14 protein-coding genes and 1 tRNA gene are annotated in these 18083 nt (G+C 61.5%); 9 read left to right on the top strand and 6 right to left on the bottom strand.

Annotated elements, in window-relative coordinates; genetic code table 11:
* Positions 1-269: 269 nt before the first annotated feature.
* Positions 270-363, bottom strand: a tRNA-Ser gene (locus tag LAN64_14490).
* 305 nt (positions 364-668) lie between these two features.
* Here LAN64_14490 and LAN64_14485 point away from each other — a divergent pair.
* The 5 genes from LAN64_14485 (at position 669) to LAN64_14465 (ending at position 8490) form a co-directional block, all read left to right on the top strand.
* On the top strand, positions 669-3710 hold the full coding sequence (locus LAN64_14485; GenBank protein MBZ5569046.1) for a TonB-dependent receptor: 3042 nt from the start codon (positions 669-671) through the stop codon (positions 3708-3710).
* 70 nt (positions 3711-3780) lie between these two features.
* Complete coding sequence (locus LAN64_14480) at positions 3781-4626, top strand: maleylpyruvate isomerase N-terminal domain-containing protein (protein MBZ5569045.1); 846 nt, start codon at positions 3781-3783, stop codon at positions 4624-4626.
* 95 nt (positions 4627-4721) lie between these two features.
* Complete coding sequence (locus LAN64_14475) at positions 4722-6392, top strand: FAD-dependent oxidoreductase (GenBank protein ID MBZ5569044.1); 1671 nt, start codon at positions 4722-4724, stop codon at positions 6390-6392.
* A complete protein-coding gene (locus LAN64_14470; protein ID MBZ5569043.1) occupies positions 6393-7790 on the top strand; it encodes a cyclic nucleotide-binding domain-containing protein in 1398 nt (465 codons plus the stop codon). It begins immediately after the preceding gene.
* Positions 7791-7938: 148 nt separating this feature from the next.
* Positions 7939-8490, top strand: a complete 552-nt coding sequence (locus tag LAN64_14465) for a hypothetical protein (protein MBZ5569042.1) — start codon at positions 7939-7941, stop codon at positions 8488-8490.
* Positions 8491-8620: 130 nt separating this feature from the next.
* On the opposite strand, the gene rsmD is transcribed toward LAN64_14465, so the two are convergent.
* On the bottom strand, positions 8621-9193 hold the full coding sequence (gene rsmD, locus LAN64_14460) for a 16S rRNA (guanine(966)-N(2))-methyltransferase RsmD (protein ID MBZ5569041.1): 573 nt from the start codon (positions 9191-9193) through the stop codon (positions 8621-8623).
* Between the two features lie 182 nt (positions 9194-9375).
* On the opposite strand from rsmD, the gene LAN64_14455 reads away from it, so the two are divergent.
* The gene (locus LAN64_14455) at positions 9376-10488 is read left to right on the top strand and encodes a site-2 protease family protein (protein MBZ5569040.1); all 1113 of its coding nucleotides are present in this window, start codon (positions 9376-9378) and stop codon (positions 10486-10488) included.
* A 41-nt stretch (positions 10489-10529) separates the two neighbouring features.
* Here the strand turns inward: LAN64_14455 and serA are convergent, their stop codons facing one another.
* The 3 genes from serA to LAN64_14440 are packed head-to-tail and all read right to left on the bottom strand — an operon-like array spanning position 10530 to position 14652.
* Positions 10530-12155: a phosphoglycerate dehydrogenase gene (serA, locus tag LAN64_14450; GenBank protein ID MBZ5569039.1), complete on the bottom strand. Its 1626-nt coding sequence runs from the start codon at positions 12153-12155 to the stop codon at positions 10530-10532.
* Between the two features lie 32 nt (positions 12156-12187).
* Entirely contained in the window at positions 12188-13378 is a 1191-nt protein-coding gene (locus LAN64_14445) for an alanine--glyoxylate aminotransferase family protein (GenBank protein MBZ5569038.1), read from the bottom strand.
* A gap of 56 nt (positions 13379-13434) precedes the next feature.
* On the bottom strand, positions 13435-14652 hold the full coding sequence (locus LAN64_14440; protein MBZ5569037.1) for a hypothetical protein: 1218 nt from the start codon (positions 14650-14652) through the stop codon (positions 13435-13437).
* A gap of 182 nt (positions 14653-14834) precedes the next feature.
* Between LAN64_14440 and LAN64_14435 the strand changes: the two genes are divergently transcribed.
* The 3 genes from LAN64_14435 (at position 14835) to gatB (ending at position 17518) form a co-directional block, all read left to right on the top strand.
* Positions 14835-15287: a GatB/YqeY domain-containing protein gene (locus LAN64_14435; GenBank protein MBZ5569036.1), complete on the top strand. Its 453-nt coding sequence runs from the start codon at positions 14835-14837 to the stop codon at positions 15285-15287.
* A gap of 166 nt (positions 15288-15453) precedes the next feature.
* The gene (locus tag LAN64_14430; protein ID MBZ5569035.1) at positions 15454-15990 is read left to right on the top strand and encodes a transposase; all 537 of its coding nucleotides are present in this window, start codon (positions 15454-15456) and stop codon (positions 15988-15990) included.
* A gap of 61 nt (positions 15991-16051) precedes the next feature.
* Positions 16052-17518 (top strand): Asp-tRNA(Asn)/Glu-tRNA(Gln) amidotransferase subunit GatB, encoded by a 1467-nt coding sequence (gene gatB, locus LAN64_14425; protein ID MBZ5569034.1) that lies wholly within the window; start codon positions 16052-16054, stop codon positions 17516-17518.
* 23 nt (positions 17519-17541) lie between these two features.
* On the opposite strand, the gene LAN64_14420 is transcribed toward gatB, so the two are convergent.
* The gene (locus tag LAN64_14420; protein MBZ5569033.1) at positions 17542-18072 is read right to left on the bottom strand and encodes a GNAT family N-acetyltransferase; all 531 of its coding nucleotides are present in this window, start codon (positions 18070-18072) and stop codon (positions 17542-17544) included.
* Positions 18073-18083 lie beyond the last annotated feature (11 nt).

Below are 18083 nucleotides of genomic sequence, written 5' to 3'. Positions count from 1 at the left end.
CCGCAGTGCCAAAGCACGACTTGCGGAAGCCCTGGAACAGGCCGCTGCGGAAGCGATCTCGTCGATTACTGCCGACAACGCTGTCGCTTGGTTCCGCCACTGCGGCTACAGGGTACAGCAACCATGAATCCGCTCTAATCGTATCCCAAGGATGTCGGGCCTACGCAGACTGGCTAACAGGTTGGGACATCTTCGGGAGACTGGACCGGGCGGAAGCGCCAGCACCCTCGGCGGTCCAGCGAGGCCTTAGCGATTGGGATTGTAGGAACTGGCGGAGAGGGGGGGATTCGAACCCCCGGTACAGGTTTTAGCCCGTACAACGGTTTAGCAAACCGCCGCCTTCAGCCACTCGGCCACCTCTCCGCGAAGGCGGGAACGCTTACTTTCGATAATTTACCACATGCCCCTCAGTTCTGCTGCTGATCCCACACTCCGCAGGCACTCGACGCGGTTACGCGGCGCAGGGGCGGCCGCAGCCGGAAGCCCAGCATAAGTCGAGGCAGGGAAAGCCTGCTTTTCATTGGCGCAACAAAACACTTGCAAGTGTTTCAGTCGGGTCTATAATCCGTCAACTCCAACAGGAATCTCTCCGTAGTCTGCATTCAGTAATTGGGTCCTTACATCATGCGGGAGTGGTGCTTATTCCTCAGTTCACTGGAGGGTGCACGATGAAATCGCTGCGCCTGGTCTGCGTTTGCTGCTTGTTGCTGACGCTTTCTCCTCGACTGTTCGCCCAGAGCCAGATCACGACTGGTGTGGTGCAGGGTACGGTCGTAGATCCGTCGGGAGCCGTGGTCGCGGGAGCGTCGGTAGAGGTGAACAACCCCGACACAAACTTCACGCGAAGTCTGACGACGGATTCCAACGGTCGTTTCGTTTTTCTGGCCCTGCCCCCAGGCGGGTACAAGGTAACGATCTCGGCCAAGGGTTTCGCCACGGTAGTGCAGCAGAACGTCCATCTGACGGTCGGCCAGACGATCTCGCTCAATGTCCCGCTAAAAGTTTCCGCCACATCTGAACAAGTGGTGGTGACCGCCACGCCGACGGTGGACGCAACCAAGACTGAGGTCAGCAGCACGCTCGCGCCGGTCACGGTAAGCACAACCCCGGTGCTGGGGCGCAAATTCGAGGATCTGCTCACGCTCACGCCGGGTGTCAGCATCGTGCAGGGGCCGGATGGCGACGAGATTAATTTTGCCGGCCAGCGCGGCATTTTCAACAATATCAGCCTTGACGGCGGCGACTACAACAACGGCTTCTTCGGTGAGCAGATGGGAGGCCAGCGCGCCGCTATCGATATCACCATGGATGCGGTGCAGGAATTCCAGGTCGTGGCCAGTGGAGCGACGGCGGAGTTCGGCCGCACCGCCGGCGGCGTGGTCAATGTGGTGACCAAGTCCGGCACCAACAACGTCCACGGCAGCGTCTTCCACTTCCAGCGCTTGGAGGCGCTCAGTTCCAACACCTCGGACGGCAAGCCCCTTAAGAACTTCAGCCGCGAACAATTCGGCGGCACCATCGGCGGGCCAACCAAGAAGGATAAGATGTTCTTCTTCGGCGCCTTCGAGCAGATCCTCGCCAACCTCACCCGCGACAACCTGAGCGCGCAACTGGGATCCACTCCGTGCCCGGTTCAGGCGCCCACCATCACGGCGAACGAGGCCCTGATTAACGCCAATACCGACTGTCAGCGACTCGCCTTGGTCAACTTCATCCAGAACGCCCGCGGCCAGGCGGAAGGATTGCCCGTAAAACACCCTACCCGCAATTCAGCCGTCCTGGCCAAGTACGACTGGAATATTACGCCGCGCAACAAGCTGAGCGCCTCGTTCAACTTCGACTATTCGAAGAATGAGAACCAGACGTTCGACGTGCCGACGTATGGCGATTCCGCCAACGGTACCGAGGGCCCTTCCAAGATCCAGGCGTATAACGTGAACTTGCTGACCACCGTCTCGCCCACCCAGCTCAACGAGCTGCATTTCACTTATGGCCGCGAGAACCGGCCGCGCGCCACCACCCCGTCCAACGTGCCCGCCGACACCGGCGTCGGCTTTGCGCCCAGCTTCCGCTTCGGCAATCCCTTCTTCCTGCAACCGACGGTGGACGAGATCTTCTGGCGTACCCAGATTCGCGACAACTACTCCATCGTCCACGGCTCGCATAACATCAAGTTCGGCGGCGAGTGGATCCACAGCCTGAATTCCCAGACGTTCCGCGGATTCTTCACCGGCCGCTACTTGTTCGACAGCGTGACCGGGTTCCTGCGCTACGCTTCGCCGGCCGCTGCCGGCGGTTTTGGGCCGAACACCGCCGAGTGCAGCAACGGCTCGTTCGTCACGCTGCCGGCGGCATGCCCCGCCGGTTCGACTTACAACGGCGGCCCGCTCCTGTTCTACCTCCAGGACGGCGTCCCCACCGGCCTGGTGAATATTCCGCCGGGCGCCTCCAGCATTACCAACCAGGACTATGCGCTGTTCGTGCAGGACAAGTGGCAGGTGACGCGCAATTTCACCTTGAACTACGGCCTGCGCTGGGAAGCTCAGATCTTGCCCGACCCCGCGATCGCTCCCAGCAAGACCGCCTACGGGCCATTCCTCAGCAACCCGCTGTTTCCCTCCGACGGCACACTGCACAACCAGAAAGCCGAGTTCCAGCCCCGCGTCGGAATTGCCTGGGATCTGTTTGGCACTGGCAAGTCAGTCCTGCGCGCCAACGCCGGAATCTTTAACGGCCACCAGAACATGCTCAGCCAGGTGGGCTCCATTACCACCAACGGCGCGCAACAGTTCACTATTTTCGCGAGCACCGATAACATTCGCCAGGGCTTCGCAGCGGCTCCGGTTTGGCCGAACCTGCTGACCCCCGCCGGCACCGGTATCCAGCCGTTTTCCGGCGTGCGTGTCTTTGACAGGCATTACGCCAACCCGCGCGTCTACACCGGCAACCTCGGTTGTGAACAGGAGATTTCTCCCAACTGGGCGCTCTACACCGACTTTACTTGGTCCAAGGGCGTCCACATGACCAGCTTCTATAACGTCAATGGCGCTGGCGTATTTGCCGGCGGCGGTTACTACGCCGATAATGGCACCTTTGTGCCAGCCGGCACCTTCTCGCCTGCCCTCGGCGATCTCTACCTCACCAACAGCCGGGGCAAATCCCTGTATCGTGGCTTCACCATCGGCATGAGGAAGCGCTTCAGCCAGCACTTCCAACTCGAGTGGAACTACGTTTTATCGGAGGATCTGGACAACGATTCCAACGAGCGCGACCCGTTTGACGATTTCAGACTGGATCCGCTTCGCCCGGCACGTGACTACCATTTCTCCAATCGCGACGAGCGTCACAAGTTCAACCTCTACACCTATGCGGAGCTTCCCGCTCATGTGAACGTCAACCTGCGGCTCCAGGCGCACACGCCTCAGCCCATCACGACCAGCGCATGCGCTGCCGACCCGACCTTCACCTGCAAACGCAACTCCACCTGGAAGGACAATGCTTACACCTCCTTTGATTGGCGCGCCATGCGGCCCATCAAGGTCGGCGAAGGCAAGAACATCGTTCCCATGGTGGAGATGTTCAACACCTTCAACAGCAAGAACAATGTCAATCCGTTGACGTCCGTGGCGCTGTTCAACTTCGACGGCTACCTGCGCCAAGGGGTTGGCGACCCAAGGCAGGTGCAACTCGCGGTCAAGTTCACTTTCTAGGCTCAGTCGTGCAGCATCCTGCCCGCGAGGTTGCCATTTCGCGGGCATTTTCTGTTTTATGGTTACTTCGATGGACGAACCGGCTAAGCCCCTCGGTCCCATTCGGACGGCGCACCTGTTTCCGAAGATCGAAGGTCTGCTGATCGATTTGCTCCGGGCGCTGTCGCCGGAGGATTGGGAGAAGCAAACGATCTCCCCGCAGTGGAAGGTCAAAGATGTCGCTGCGCATCTTTTGGACACGCATTTGCGCAAGCTCTCGATTGCCCGAGATGGGCATGTCGGCGAGGCCGTGGTCATCCGTTCCCCCGCAGACTTGGTTGCGTTCGTCAATCGGCTGAACGAAGAGGGCGTGCGGCTGTATCGCCGCCTGAGTCCTCCCGTGCTGATTTCGATGATGGAGTTGGCTTCGCAAGAGAGCGCCGAATATCACCAATCGCTGGACCCGTTCGCGCCGGCCAAATTCGCTGTAAGTTGGGCTGGTGACACGGCCTCGCCGAACTGGTTCGATACGGCCCGCGAATTCACGGAACGCTGGCACCATCAGCAACAGATCAGGCTGGCCTTGAATCGGCCGGGAATCATGACGCGGGAGCTTTATCACCCGGTTCTGGATTGCTTCATGCGCGGCTTGCCTCATGCCTACCGTGACCTGCAGGCTGAACCGGGAACGCTGCTGCAATTCGAGATTGCCGGTGAGTGCGGCGGCGCCTGGTATCTCCATCGAGGCCCCGAATCCTGGCGGCTCGTGGACCGTTTCCTGGGGCAAGCAACCTCTCAAGTTATCATCCCGCAGGAGATCGCATGGCGCATCTTTACCAAGGGAATTGACCGGCAGGCGGCCGCTGCCCAAGTCCAGATTATCGGCGATCTTCGACTCGGCTCTCACGTGCTGCAGATGACCGCGATTGTCGGATAGCGACGCGATCTGCGACGTAATCCAGGCATCTGTATCTAATCAGGTACGGCAGCCCGGAACGCTGCAGCCATCTGACACCAAATCCGAGGCCGATCATGGCGAAACCAATTCTGCTGAGTGTCGATGACGACGCCGACGTCTTGCGCACGATTGAACGGGATCTTCGCTCGCAGTACGGCGCCGAATACCGAGTCATGGGAAGCGATTCTCCCGAGGGTGGGCTGGACCTTCTTAAGCAACTGAAGGTCCGCAACGACAGTGTGGCCCTGCTTCTTGTGGACCAGCGCATGCCGCGCATGGACGGCGTCGGTTTCTTGCAGGAAGCATCTCAGATCTTTCCCGAAGCCAAGCGTGCGTTGCTCACCGCATACGCCGATACCAACGCCGCCATCAGCGCCATCAATCAAGCCAACATTAACTACTTCTTCCTCAAGCCTTGGGACCCGCCCGCGGAGCACCTCTATCCGCAGTTGGATGACTTGCTCGACGACTGGCGAGCTTCTTACCACCCAACTTTCGACGGAATACGCTTGTTGGGCACGCGCTGGTCGCCACGCTCGTATGATTTGCGCGATTTCCTCGCCCGCAATCATGTTCCCTATCAGTGGATCGACGTTGAGCTTTCCGCCAATGATCCGGAAACTAAACGCCTCTTGGAGGCTCTGGGCCCGGAGGCCGCCAAACTCCCGGTCATGCTGTTCCCCGACGGGACCAAGCTCCTGGAGGGCGTGCCCGCGGATGTTGCCCAGAAGATTGGTTTGCGGACGCGTGCGCAAACTAGCTTTTACGATCTGGCGATCGTGGGTGGAGGTCCGGCCGGGCTGGCCGCTGCCGTTTATGGCGCATCGGAAGGTCTGAAAACGGTAATGATTGAGCGCGAAGCGCCGGGCGGCCAGGCAGGAATGAGTTCGCTCATCGAGAACCATCTCGGATTCCCCAGCGGGCTTAGCGGCGCCGATCTGGCCCGTCGCGCGGTTGTGCAGGCTCGCCGTTTTGACGTGGAAATCTTGTCGCCGCAGGAGGCGGTCGGCATTCGCATCGAAGGGCCTTACCGCATCATCAAGCTGGCGGACGGCAACGAGATCTCCTGTCACGCCTTGATGATCGCCGCGGGAGTGCAGTGGAAGCGCCTGGCCGCTCCGGGTATCGATCGCTTGCAGGGTGCCGGCGTTTACTATGGCGGCGGCTCGACCGAAGCGCTCTCCTGTAAGGGCGAGATTGTCTATGTGGTAGGCGGCGCGAATTCGGCGGGTCAGGCCGCGATGAACTTTTCCAAGTACGCCGAGCGCGTCGTCATCTTGGTGCGCGGCGCCTCCCTCGACAGCACCATGTCACAGTATTTGATCGACCAAGTCAAAAAGACACCCAACATTCAACTGTGGACTCATGCCGCCGTGGCCGAAGTCCATGGTGAATCGCACTTGGAGGAAATCTCAGTCTTGTGTTCCGACACCGGCAAAACAGAGCGCGTGGCGGCCAATGCCATGTTCATCTTCATTGGGGCGCTGCCGCGAACCGACTGGTTGGCGAATGTCGTCGAACGCGACGAACGCGGGTTCATCCTGACTGGTCCCGATCTTATTCGCAACGGGCAACGTCCCAAGGGATGGACGCTCGACCGCGATCCGTTTCTGCTCGAGACCAATGTCCCCGGCCTTTTTGCCGTTGGCGACGTGCGCCACGGTTCCGTCAAACGCGTGGCCTCCGGAGTCGGAGAGGGATCGGTGGCGGTGCAGTTCATCCATCAGTACCTAAGCAAGGTTTAAATGATCGAGAAATCGGAATTACTTCGCGTCCCGGCATTCGCCGATCTGCCCGAGGACCAGATTGCCTGGTTCTTAAGCCAGTCGCAGGAGATGCAAGTGCACGCCGGTGAAGTCTATCTCCGCCAGGGAGATTCTGCGGACGCGATGTACGTGATCCTTGAGGGAGAAACGCAGTTGCGCGGCGAGTTTGGTGGCGAAACGGTTGTACTTTCTAACAAGTCGGGCGATGTCACCGGAACCCTGCCGTTCTCCAGGATGAAGCAGCTCGCGGTGACCGCGCGGGCAGTGACAGACAGCCGCATCCTGCGTTTTCCGGCATCGCTGTTTCCGGATCTGGTGCAGAAGATGCCGGAGTTGGCCAAGCGCCTGGTGGGCGTGATGTCCGATAGAATCCGTGAAACTACCCGCATCGAGCAACAGCGTGACCGGCTGGCTGCTCTGGGCAAGCTTTCCGCGGGTCTCGCTCATGAGCTCAACAATCCTGCTTCTGCCGCCCAACGTGCTACCAGCCAATTGCGCGACCTTCTGAAACGGATTAAGGACGCGAGTCACGAGTTGGGAAGGCGCGACCTCACCTCGGCACAGAAAGCGGAAATCGAAAAGCTGGAAGCTGCGCTCACCGGGCTGGATGGGCCGCCCCCCGATGCTCTAACCATCAGCGATTTGGAAGACCAGCTTGATTCGTGGTTGCAAAGCCACGGGCAGAGCAATTTGTGGCAATTGGCCGCCGATCTTGCGCGAAGAGGCGTCAAGCCGGAAGTCCTGCAATCGTTGTTTACCAGCCTCGACGCAGATACCGCCAGGGCCGCTCTGGTGCGGATCGCTGCGTCCGTCGAGGTGGCGACCCTGTTGAACGAAATCGAGAGCAGTACCTCGCGGATCTCCGAGCTGGTGCGTGCGATTAAGGAATACACCTTCATGGACCAGGCGCCGGTGCAAAACGTGGACATCGTGAAGAGCCTGGAAAACACACTTACAATACTGAACCATAAGCTCAAGCGGCGCGCAGTGGTGGTGCGGCGCGAATACGAGCAGGTTCCTCTCCTGGTGAATTCGTTCGGGAGCGAGCTCAACCAGGTCTGGACCAACATCATTGACAACGCTATTGACGCGATGGGGGGCAGTGGCGAGCTTCGAGTTCGGACCTATCGAGAGGACGCTTGCGTTGTCGTCGAGATCGGCGACAGCGGTCCAGGCATTCCGCCCGAGATCAGGCCCCGTATTTTTGAGCCTTTCTTCACCACCAAGGGAGTCGGAGAGGGGACGGGACTCGGTCTCGATACGGTCCAGCGCATTGTGAAGAAGCACCGAGGCAACATTCAGGTCACCTCCCGGCCCGGCGATACTCGGTTTCAGGTGTGGCTTCCCCTGGCGGAGATTCCGGCCAGAACGGCTTAGTCCGGTTCGAGTGGATGGAACAAGTAGCCGACGTGTGCTGGCGCGGCCCGCTCCCAGCGGAGGTCACTCGCGGAAGTATCGAAAGTCACTTGCGTCTGTGAGCGACTTGCGGTATCTACCACAACAAGCGCCGGGAAAGGACAGAGCCTTGGTTCCGGAATTGCATCCGCTGCAGCAGTTTTTCTTCGAGCTGGTCCACGAACATTTCCACCACGCCATCGGTTTGCGCGATCCGCAGGTGAGCGAGTACATCGCCAACATGCTCACCGAGTTCACGGAAATCGAGCAACTGTACCGCATCCGCGATGCCGCCGGACGCCCGCTCGACGACGTCGGCGAATTGCTGCTCGAAGCCGACCCCGTGTTTGGAGAAGCGCCGTCGTTCGATCGCGAGCGCGCCGTGCGTAAGCACATCGGCGACTACACCCTGTTCTTCACCGGCATGTTTCCCGAGGCGATCAATCGCTTCCGCCTGCGCCGCCAGCGCCTGGAAAATTTCGTGGATTTCATCCGCGCCGGCAAGGAGAGTTATTACATCGTCTCCAAGTTCGAGTTCTTCGAGTACGCCAACGCCGCGCCCCTATTTGCCAAGCTTGCGGCGCGCTTCGAAGAGTGCGTCTTCGGCCTCAACCAGGTGAAAAACGACCTCGCCGAGCGCCAGCATCCCATCGTGCGCCGCACCGACGAATTGCTGATGTAATGGGGCGCGCTGTTAGTGATGTGGCACGGGCGCCCTCGCCCGCGGTCGTGTAACCAGCCAGCGTGCAAGAATTTCTTTCGCACTTGCAACCGCGGACACCAACTACCAGCTCCCAGCCCCCAACCACCAACTACTTCATAACCAGCCGATAAAAACTCAACGCCGCATCGCCCTGCTTCAGCACGCGATGTCTTTGCAACGCGCCGAAGCGTTCGCCGGGTTCGTACCTCTTCTCGTGCTCGGCGATCACCACGCTCGACGGCCGCAGCAAGCACGATTGCGCCAGGAAACTCAGGATTTCGTCGTACGCCTCTTGCATCCGGTACGGCGGATCGAGGAACGCGTAGTCGCAGGCCACTGCCTGGCTGTCAAGCAGGCGCAGCGCGCGCCCCGTCTCGCGCTCCTGGATTTCAAATCCTTCGCTGATGCCCAGGCCGCGGAGGTTCTCGCGAATCACCGCCGCTGCTCGCGCCGATGATTCCACGAAATGCACCGCGTGTGCGCCGCGGCTCAGCGCCTCAATGCCCACTGCTCCGGTGCCGGCGAACAGGTCGAGCCACACCGTGCCGGCCAGCGCGTCCGGTCGCCCGGCAGTGAGCACGTCGAACAAAGTTTCGCGCAGCCGGTCCGATGTCGGACGGATATCCCTACCGCGCAGCGAGCGCAGCGCCCGGCTGCGATATTGACCCGCGATGACGCGCATTCCGCCGCTCAGTCTATCGGTCAATCAGTCTGTTGGTCTATCGGATCGCGCGAGTCGAGGCCGTCGCCAGCAATACCGTGTGACCGATTCGACTCAATCGAAAGGCCAATCGACCGATAGACCGAAAGGCCTCCCTCAACCCACCTCCACCATTTACAATGATTCGAGCAGGTGTCCCACCGATGAGAAGTTGGTCGTTTCCCGCGGGTCGAATTTTCGGCATCGACATCCGCGTCCATCTCACCTTCGCGTTCCTTCTGATGTTTGTATGGATGACAGAAGCCTCGGGGCTGGGCGCCTCCGGTTTCGGGCGCGGCCTCGCGCTGGTCGGGCTGGTGCTCGCCTCGGTGATCCTGCACGAGATCGGGCACATGCTCGCCACCCTGCAGCAGCGGCTGCCGGCGCGCTCCGTGGTGCTGCTGCCCATCGGCGGCGTCAGCTTGCTGCAGGAACCTGCGCGCCAGAAGCTGGAGCCCGACCGCGAACTCCGCATCGCGCTCGCCGGGCCGGCGGTCAATCTTTTCTTCGCCTTCATCGCCGCCGCCATCGTGCTCGGCGTCGCTCCCGAAGCCGCGCTCTGGAAGCAGCCCTTCGTTTATTCCGGCAACCTGCCGCGCAGTCTTTTCTGGGTCAACCTCTTTCTCGGCGTCTTTAACCTGCTGCCCGCCTATCCCGCCGATGGGGGCCGCATCGTGCGCTCGCTGCTGGCCCGCCGCATGGACCAGGTCCGCGCCACGCGTCGCGCCGTTTCCATCGGACAGGGCTTCGCCATGGCGTTCATTCTCGCCGGCATTTGGAACACCTGGCTGATGCTGGTGGGATTCTTCCTCTTCGTTGCGGCGCAACTGGAAGACCGTTCGGCGGTCTTTCAATCCGTGCTCGAACAGGTGCGCCTGCAAGAGGTCATGCTCACCGACTTCTCCACGCTCTCGCCCGCCGATACCCTGGAAGACGCGCTCTACAAGGCCGTCCACACGCTGCAGGACGATTTTCCCGTCGTCCGCGGCTGCGATATGGTTGGCGTCATCTCGCGGCAGAAGATTCTCGACGCCCTCCGCGCCAGCGGCAACGGCTACGTGCAGTCGGTGATGAACCGCGTCTTTTCCGTGTCGCAGGCTGGCGACACGCTCGCCGCCGCCTTCCGCAAGCTGACTTCCCAGGGAGTGACCGTGCTGCCGGTGGTGGACAGCGGCCGTCTAGTCGGCATCGTCACCCTGCAGAACCTGATGCACAGCATGTCGCTGCTCGCCGAAACCAAGCGCCTCAAGCACGACCAGGAACAAGTGCAGGAATGATTTGAGAATTCAGGTGTCTTGAGTCTTCCATCCTAAATTTCTCAGCCCAATCGGATCGCTCTCGCCAGCGTGATCGGCGGAATCGCCCGCAGCTTCTGCAGCACCGCGTCGGGCACGCGCGAATCCACGTGCACCACGCACACCGCCTCGCCGCCCGTACCGCCGCTGGGATGCGACGAAGGCGCGGGCGCCGCCGGCTCCGCGCGTCCCAGCGAGAAATTCGCAATGTTGATCTTCGCCTCGCCCAGGATGGTGCCGATTTTCCCGATCACGCCCGGCACGTCGCGGTTGCGCAGGTAAATCAGGTTGCGCTCCAGGGGCGCCTCCACGTCAATCCCGTCCACCAGCAGTAGGCGCGGCGACGTGCCGCGCAGCACCGTGCCCTTCACCTCGTGCTCGCCCTCGCGCGTCTTCAGGCTGACCGTGATCACGCTCCCCGCGCTGCCGCCGGAAACTTTTGCCTTGGAGGTCTCGCGCACGCGGATACCGCGCTCCTCCGCCATGGCCGACGCATTCACCAGGTTCGCCTTCTCCGCGAGCACGGAGTTCAGCACGCCGACGATGGCCGCGTTGCGTACCAGTGGCGTCTTGCCGCTCGCCACCGGCCCGCTGTACTGCAGTGCGATCTCCTCCAGCCCGCCTTCCGCCGCCTGCGCGATGAACGAACCCAGCCGCTCGGCCAGCGTCATGTACGGCTGCAGCTCGGCGTACTCTTCATCGGAAACCGACGGCACGTTGACCGCGTTCTGCATTACCCCGCGTCGCAGGAACTCCCGCACCTGCACCGCGATCTGCACCCCGACGGCCTCCTGCGCCTCGTGCGTCGAGCCGCCGATGTGCGGCGTCAGGATCAGGTTCGGCGCCGCCATCAGCGGCGAATTCTTCGGCGGCTCTTCCGCGAACACATCCAGTGCCGCGCCCGCCAAGTGTCCGTCACGCAGCGCAGCCGCCAAGGCCGGCTCATCCACCAGTTCTCCGCGCGCGCAGTTGATCAGCCGCGCGCCCTTCTTCATCTTGCGGATGGTTTCCGCGTTGATCATGCCGGCGCTCAGCGCGGTCAGCGCCATGTGCAAGGTGACGTAATCGGCCGCCGCCAGAACCTTGTCCAGCGCAGCCGGTTCGATCTCCGCCTGGTGCGCCACCTCCGGCGAGACAAACGGATCGTGCGCCATCACCTTCATGCCGAAAGCCCGCGCCCGCCGCGCCACCTCCATCCCGATCCGCCCCAGCCCGACAATTCCCAGCGTCTTGCCGCGCAGCTCGGTGCCCTGCAGCGATTTCTTTTCCCACTTGCCGGCGTGCATGAGCACGTCGGCGCGGCACAGGTGACGAGCCATCGCCAGCGCCATCGCCAGCGTGTGCTCCGCCACGGCCACCGCGTTGGCGCCCGGCGTGTTCATCACCGCGATGCCCAGCCGCGTCGCGGCCTCCAAGTCCACGTTGTCCACGCCCACGCCCGCCCGCCCGATCACCCGCAGCTTTTGCGCATGTTCCAGCAACTTGGCGTTGGCTTGCACGGCCGAGCGCACGATCAGCGCGTCGGCGTCGGCGATCTCGGTCGCTAGCCGGCCGTCAAGCTGGTCCGGCGTGACTATCGTCCAGCGCTTTTCTTCGCGCAGGATCTCGATCGCAGAGGAAGAGATTTTTTCCGCTACAACTATTTTCATAATGAATTGCCACTCGGAAAATTATGACAAAACTAGCCGGCGATGTTCGCCTTGGTCGCCGGCATCCGCGCGGCGTACACCTCCTGCGCCGCCGCCACCGCTGACCCGAACTCCACTTTGCCTATCCGCGCCATCACCTGCTCCAGCGCCGCGATGATGCCGATCGTGTCCAGATAATCGTAATACCCCAGGTGCGCGATGCGGAACAGCGCCGACTTCATCACGTCGCCCTGTCCCGCCGCCACCACCGCGCCAAAATTTTCCCGGAATGCCTTTACAATCACGCTCGAATCCAGCCCCTCCGGCGACGCGATCGCCGTCAACGCATTCGATGGCACGCTCGCGTACAGCTTCAGTCCCAGTGCCCGCGCCGCGGCCCGAGTCATCTCGGCGCAGGTTTCGGCGTTCGCGATCAGCGCCTCGCGCCCCGCCGCCAAGTCGCCCGAGCCCTGTTCGCGAATGTAGTCCAGCGCAGCGCCCAGCGCGGCCACCAGCGCAATGGCCGGCGTGAACGCCGACTCGCCTTTGGCGCCCGCCTTCCGCTCTTTCCGCAAATCGAAGTAATACCGTGGCGACTTCGTCGTTTCCATCCGCGACCACGCCCGCTGGCTCACCGCGCAATACGCCAGCCCTGGCGGCACCATCACCGCTTTTTGCGACCCGCCGATGATGACGTCAATTCCCCAGCCGTCCACGTCGAAGCCCGTCGTGCCCAGCCCGGTGATCGCGTCCACCGCCAGCAGCGTATCGTGCCCCGACCCGCGCACCAGCCGCGCCACGCTCTCCACGTCATGCCGCACGCCGGTCGAGCTCTCGGTCGCCTGCATATACACGGCGCGCGTCTCGGGTGTCAGCCGCCCGCGCACCGCGTCGAGCGCAAACGTCTGCCCGTAAGGCGCGGCGATCACCTCCGCCGCCAGCCCGTAGGCCTTCGCCAACTCCGTCCAGCGCTCGCCGAATTTTCCCGCCGTGAGGACCAGAACTCTGTCGCCGGGCGAAGTCAGGTTCGCCACCGACGCTTCCATCGCGCCGCTGCCCGACGACGCCATCAGTACCACGTCATTCTGCGTGCCGACAAAGCTCTTTAAATCCGCGAGCACATGTGTGTACAGCGCTCGGAAGTCCGCTGTCCGGTGATGGATATTGGCCGCGGCCATGGCCGATTGCGCGGCCGGGAGCAAAGGCGTCGGCCCGGGGGTAAAGAGCCGGTTCTTTCGCAACATGGTTGCCGTCCTTGTGTACGACCGGATTCATCCCGTCGGATACTCGCTGATCGCTGCTATTCGAGGCTGATGTTCTGATAATTGACTGGCGAAGCGGAAGCAATTCCGTTGCCGCTCAGGAACAATACCACGGCCGACGACGGATCATCCTTCTTGCGCACCAGCAACACGCCGTCGCCGTCCACGCCCTCGGGCGCTTTTCCGCCGACCCATGGAATGGATTTCACAATCCTTTTTGGCACGCGGGCAGCCAGGCCAATGTAGGGAAACCTGGTGTCGTAGCGATTTTCGTTGTCCGCCAGCAGCACGATGCGCCGCTCGCCGCCAGGGCCCACCAGCAGGTACACAACGTCGCGGCCCGTGCCCCTGCCACTGAAGTCGCCCACGATCCTCCCCTGCGGCTGTTGCCGGTTTCCCCGCAGCCAGCTCACTGCCACCGGATCCATGTCGTCGACCGTCGCTGTGCGCCAATGCCGCGTGTTGGGAATGTGGTACGCGTCCAGCGGCAGGATTCCCGACGACAGCGTCTGGTTGACACCGCTGACCGGTGCCCGATTCGGCACCTGCGTCGCCGCGAAAATACTGAGCAGCGCCACCGCCGCGCCCAGCACCATCGCGACTCGCGCCGCGATGTATCGCTCGCGCACCAGCCTTACCAGCTTCACCCGGTCGGAGCCCGGCATCGCGCGCAGTGCCAGGGTCAGCTTCGCCATCGTCTCCAGATGATCGAGCACGTGCTCGGCAGTGCTGGGCTCCGGGATTACCAGTTCGCTCAGCTCGATCGTGCCGCCGCCGATGCTCAGGAACGTACGCTGGGAGCACGCCAGCCGCTGCAGCAGGGCCGCATTCTGCTTGGTGATGTACATTCCCGCCTGCGTCGGCTGGTCGGTGCGCGTGTCAAAGCGGCTGTCGAGAAGTTCATCCGCAGTCTTCACCAGGTGTCGGCCGCCTTCCGCGACCTGCGTGCCCGCCGGTACCACCGACAGCGTGAAGGTCGCCGGCGCCTGCATGCGTATGTTCAGCCCGGGCGTGTTCTCCTGGTTGGAAAACCGCACCACCGCCGGCAGGCTTTCGTAGCTGCCCGACACCACCAGGTCCGAACTGTCGCGGAAGATTTCGCCGTGCAGCGTCAGTCCCAGCCGGCGAACCTCGTGCGCTACCTCAGCGTAGCCCGAATAAGTCATTCGCGAGCGGACAAATGCAATGCTTACGCCTACCGTCGAGAGCCCGGCCACGATGAACAGCGCGATCTGGAGTGGCGAGAGAGCTCCCATAGGAGTGTCCGGAATCGTGTAGCGGCGGAATCCATTCCGCCCGTGATGCGCGTCCCTGCGGTTTCCCCGGCTGTAACGCGGAAATATGGCTTGGCACGCGAATGATATGGCCCCGGCTCACGCCCGTGCAACACTATAATGGCTCCTATGATGACCTTCGTGTCGCGACCCCAGGAGCCCTCATGAGCATCCCTGAGCAAGTCCAGAAAGACATGGTCGAAGCCATGAAAGCCCGCGACGAGCGCCGCCTCTCCACCTTGCGCATGGTCAAAAGCGCCCTCAAAAACAAGGAAATCGACAAGCGCGCGCCCCTCGACGACCGCGAAGCCCTGCAGGTGCTGAGCACGCTCATCAAGCAGCGCAAGGACTCCGTCGAGCAGTTCACCGAGGGTGGCCGCCAGGACCTCGCCGACAAGGAATCCGCCGAGATCACCCTCATCGAAACCTACATGCCCAAGGCGGTGGGCGAAGAGGAGATCGCGGCCACCGTGCGCGCCACCATCGCCGAAATGGGCTCCCCCACCATGAAGGACATGGGCGCGGTCATGAAAAACGTCATGGCCAAGTTCGCCGGCGCCCGCGTGGACGGTAAAGTGGTCAGCGATGCGGTGAAGAAGGAGTTGGCAGGGAAGTGACGTTCACGTCCACAACCTTGATCGAGGCGTTGCGCCGAGATTCGTTCGTTAAAGCTGCCGCGCAACGAACAACAGGCAGGTGGACGATGATCGTTGTATCAGGGCACGACTTTAGTCGTGCCGCAGACGCTCAAAGCGAACTTGGGCTTTAGCCCCTGAGGGACGCATGTCGATCCCAACCCGCAATGCCGATCCGAGCCAGCCACTCCAAGCGAATCGCACCTTCTTTGTGACCACCGCCACATGGGGACACGCGCGTTTGCTGCAAAGTCACCGCATGGCCCGTCTGCTCGTTGATGCCCTGTATCACTATCGTTCCGAGCACAAATACACCTTGCACGACTTCGTTGTCATGCCCGATCACCTGCACGCGCTGGTCACGGTTGGCGCGGATATTGCCATCGAACGGGCAGTGCAATTGATCAAAGGCGGCTTTTCGTACCGAGCCTCTCACGAGCAGCAATTTCAGGGCGAGGTTTGGCAGCGTGGTTTTTCGGAGGTGCGTATCTTTACTCCCGAGGCATTTCTGGCCCGGCAAACGTACATTCGCGAGAATCCTGTCAGGGCGGGGCTGGTCGCTTCGCCTGAGCAATGGGAATACAGTTCGGCACACCCGGGCTACGAGTTAGACGAGAATCCATTCGCAGGGGCTAAAGCCCCGTCGTGGGTGGCTGCGGGCGGCACGACTAAAGTCGTGCCCTGATACAAGGGTCCTGCCCTGATACATCGCCAGCTCAATTATATCGGTTGTAAACTACGTTCCAATGGCCACCACTCAGGACATGCGCGCGGTTCGCTACGAGCCGGTCATCGGCCTGGAGGTTCATGTCCACCTCCTGACCGCCAGCAAGATCTTCTGCTCCTGCTCCACGCGCTTTGGCGACCCGCCCAACGCCAACGTCTGTCCCGTCTGTCTCGGACTGCCCGGCGCCCTGCCTGTGCTGAACAGACAAGCGGTGGAATTCGCGACGCTCGCCGCCATGGCGCTGAATTGCCGCATCAACGAACGTTCCATCTTCGCGCGCAAGAATTATTTCTATCCCGACCTGCCCAAGGGCTACCAGGTTTCGCAGTACGACAAGCCGCTCGCCGAGTTCGGCGGGATCGAAGTCCCCGCTACCGGCGGCGGCGCCAGGAAAATCGGCATCACCCGCGTGCATCTCGAAGAAGACGCGGGCAAGAGCCTGCACGAAGGCTTCCGTGATTCCTACGACCGCACTTATCTTGACCTGAACCGCTGCGGCGTGCCGCTCATCGAGATCGTCAGCGAGCCCGACATCCGCTCGCCTGAGGAAGCGCACGAGTACCTCACCCGCCTGAAGGAAATCATCCTCTACACCGGGGTCAGCGACTGCAATATGGAAGAAGGCTCCCTGCGCTGCGATGCCAACATCAGCGTGCGTCCCGCCGGACAAAAGGAATTCGGCACCAAGACCGAAATCAAGAACGTCAATTCCTTCCGCTTCATCCGCCAGGCGCTGGAGTACGAGATCGAGCGCCACATCACCGTGATCGAGTCCGGCGGACGCATCGTGCAGGAAACGCGCCTGTTCAACTCGAACGAAGGCAAAACCTACGGCATGAGGTCCAAAGAAGAGGCGCACGATTATCGCTATTTCCCCGAGCCTGACCTGTTGCCGCTGGTGGTGGACGCCGCGTGGCAACAGCAGATTCGCGCCCGGCTGCCCGAATTGCCCGAAGCCCGCCGCGCGCGCATGATGCGCGACTACGGCCTCACCGAGGACGACGTCTACACGCTCACCCGCACTCAGAGCATGGCCGACCAGTTCGAAGAGGCCGCGCGCGCCGCCAGGAATCCCAAGCGTGTTGCCAACCTGGTGATCGGCGATCTGCTCGGCCGCCTCAAGGCGCAGGGGCTGGAAATCGAGCAGTCGCCGATCTCGATGAAGGGCGTCGCCATGTCCGCCGACCTGGTGGAATCCGGCGCCATCTCCGGCAAAATCCTGAAAGACCTCTACGACAAGGCCTTCGAGCGCAACGAAGATTTTCCGGCCATTTACGAAAAGGAAAAACCGCAGCAGATCACCGACACCGCGGCCATCGAAAGACTGATTGACGACGTAATCGCCGCCAATCCCCGGCAGGTGGAGCAATTTCGCGCCGGAAAAACCACGATGAAGGGATTTTTTGTCGGCCAGGTGATGAGGGCGTCAAAAGGACAGGCCAGTCCCGCGCTGGTGAATGAATTGCTTGAAAAGAAACTGCAGTGATCGCGGAATGAAGACCCAGGAAGTCAGGCCGTGACCATGGGTTTCTTGATTTGGTACACCACATGTTCAACCGCGTTTCCCTGAAGGTCCCTGGTCCGCCGGCCGGCGAGAACGGCGCCGATCTTTTCCAGGGCCCTGCGAGACCGGACATTCTCCGGTCCCACCAGGAATACAACGCTATCCACAGATTGAAACGCGTGGCCCAACATGAGCCGTTTCATTTCCCCGTTGTATTTTCCTCCCCAATAGGAGCGGGCAAGAAACGTCCAGCCGATCTCGATTTCGCTGTTCTCGGGTTCATATCCAAAGTACCGTGACGAACCGATGATCCTTTGCGTCTTTCGGTCGATGGCAACCAGTGCTCCACCCGAGTCCAAGGCCTCCTGAAAAAACGCTTTGAAGATTTCTTCTTTGTAGCGATCGCGGGCGGGGTGCTGCTCCCATATCATCGGGTCGGAAGCGGCCAGGAACAAACCCTCCCAATCTTCCGGTCGAAGAGGCCGAAGTCCAAGCGCATCGCCAATCAGGTGGGGTTGCAGTTCAAAATGCTTCATGCCGGTCAAAC

It is taken from the genome of Terriglobia bacterium (genome assembly GCA_020073185.1).
GTDB lineage: Bacteria > Acidobacteriota > Terriglobia > Terriglobales > Acidobacteriaceae > JAIQGF01.
This window is presented reverse-complemented; position numbering and strand designations above follow the sequence as displayed.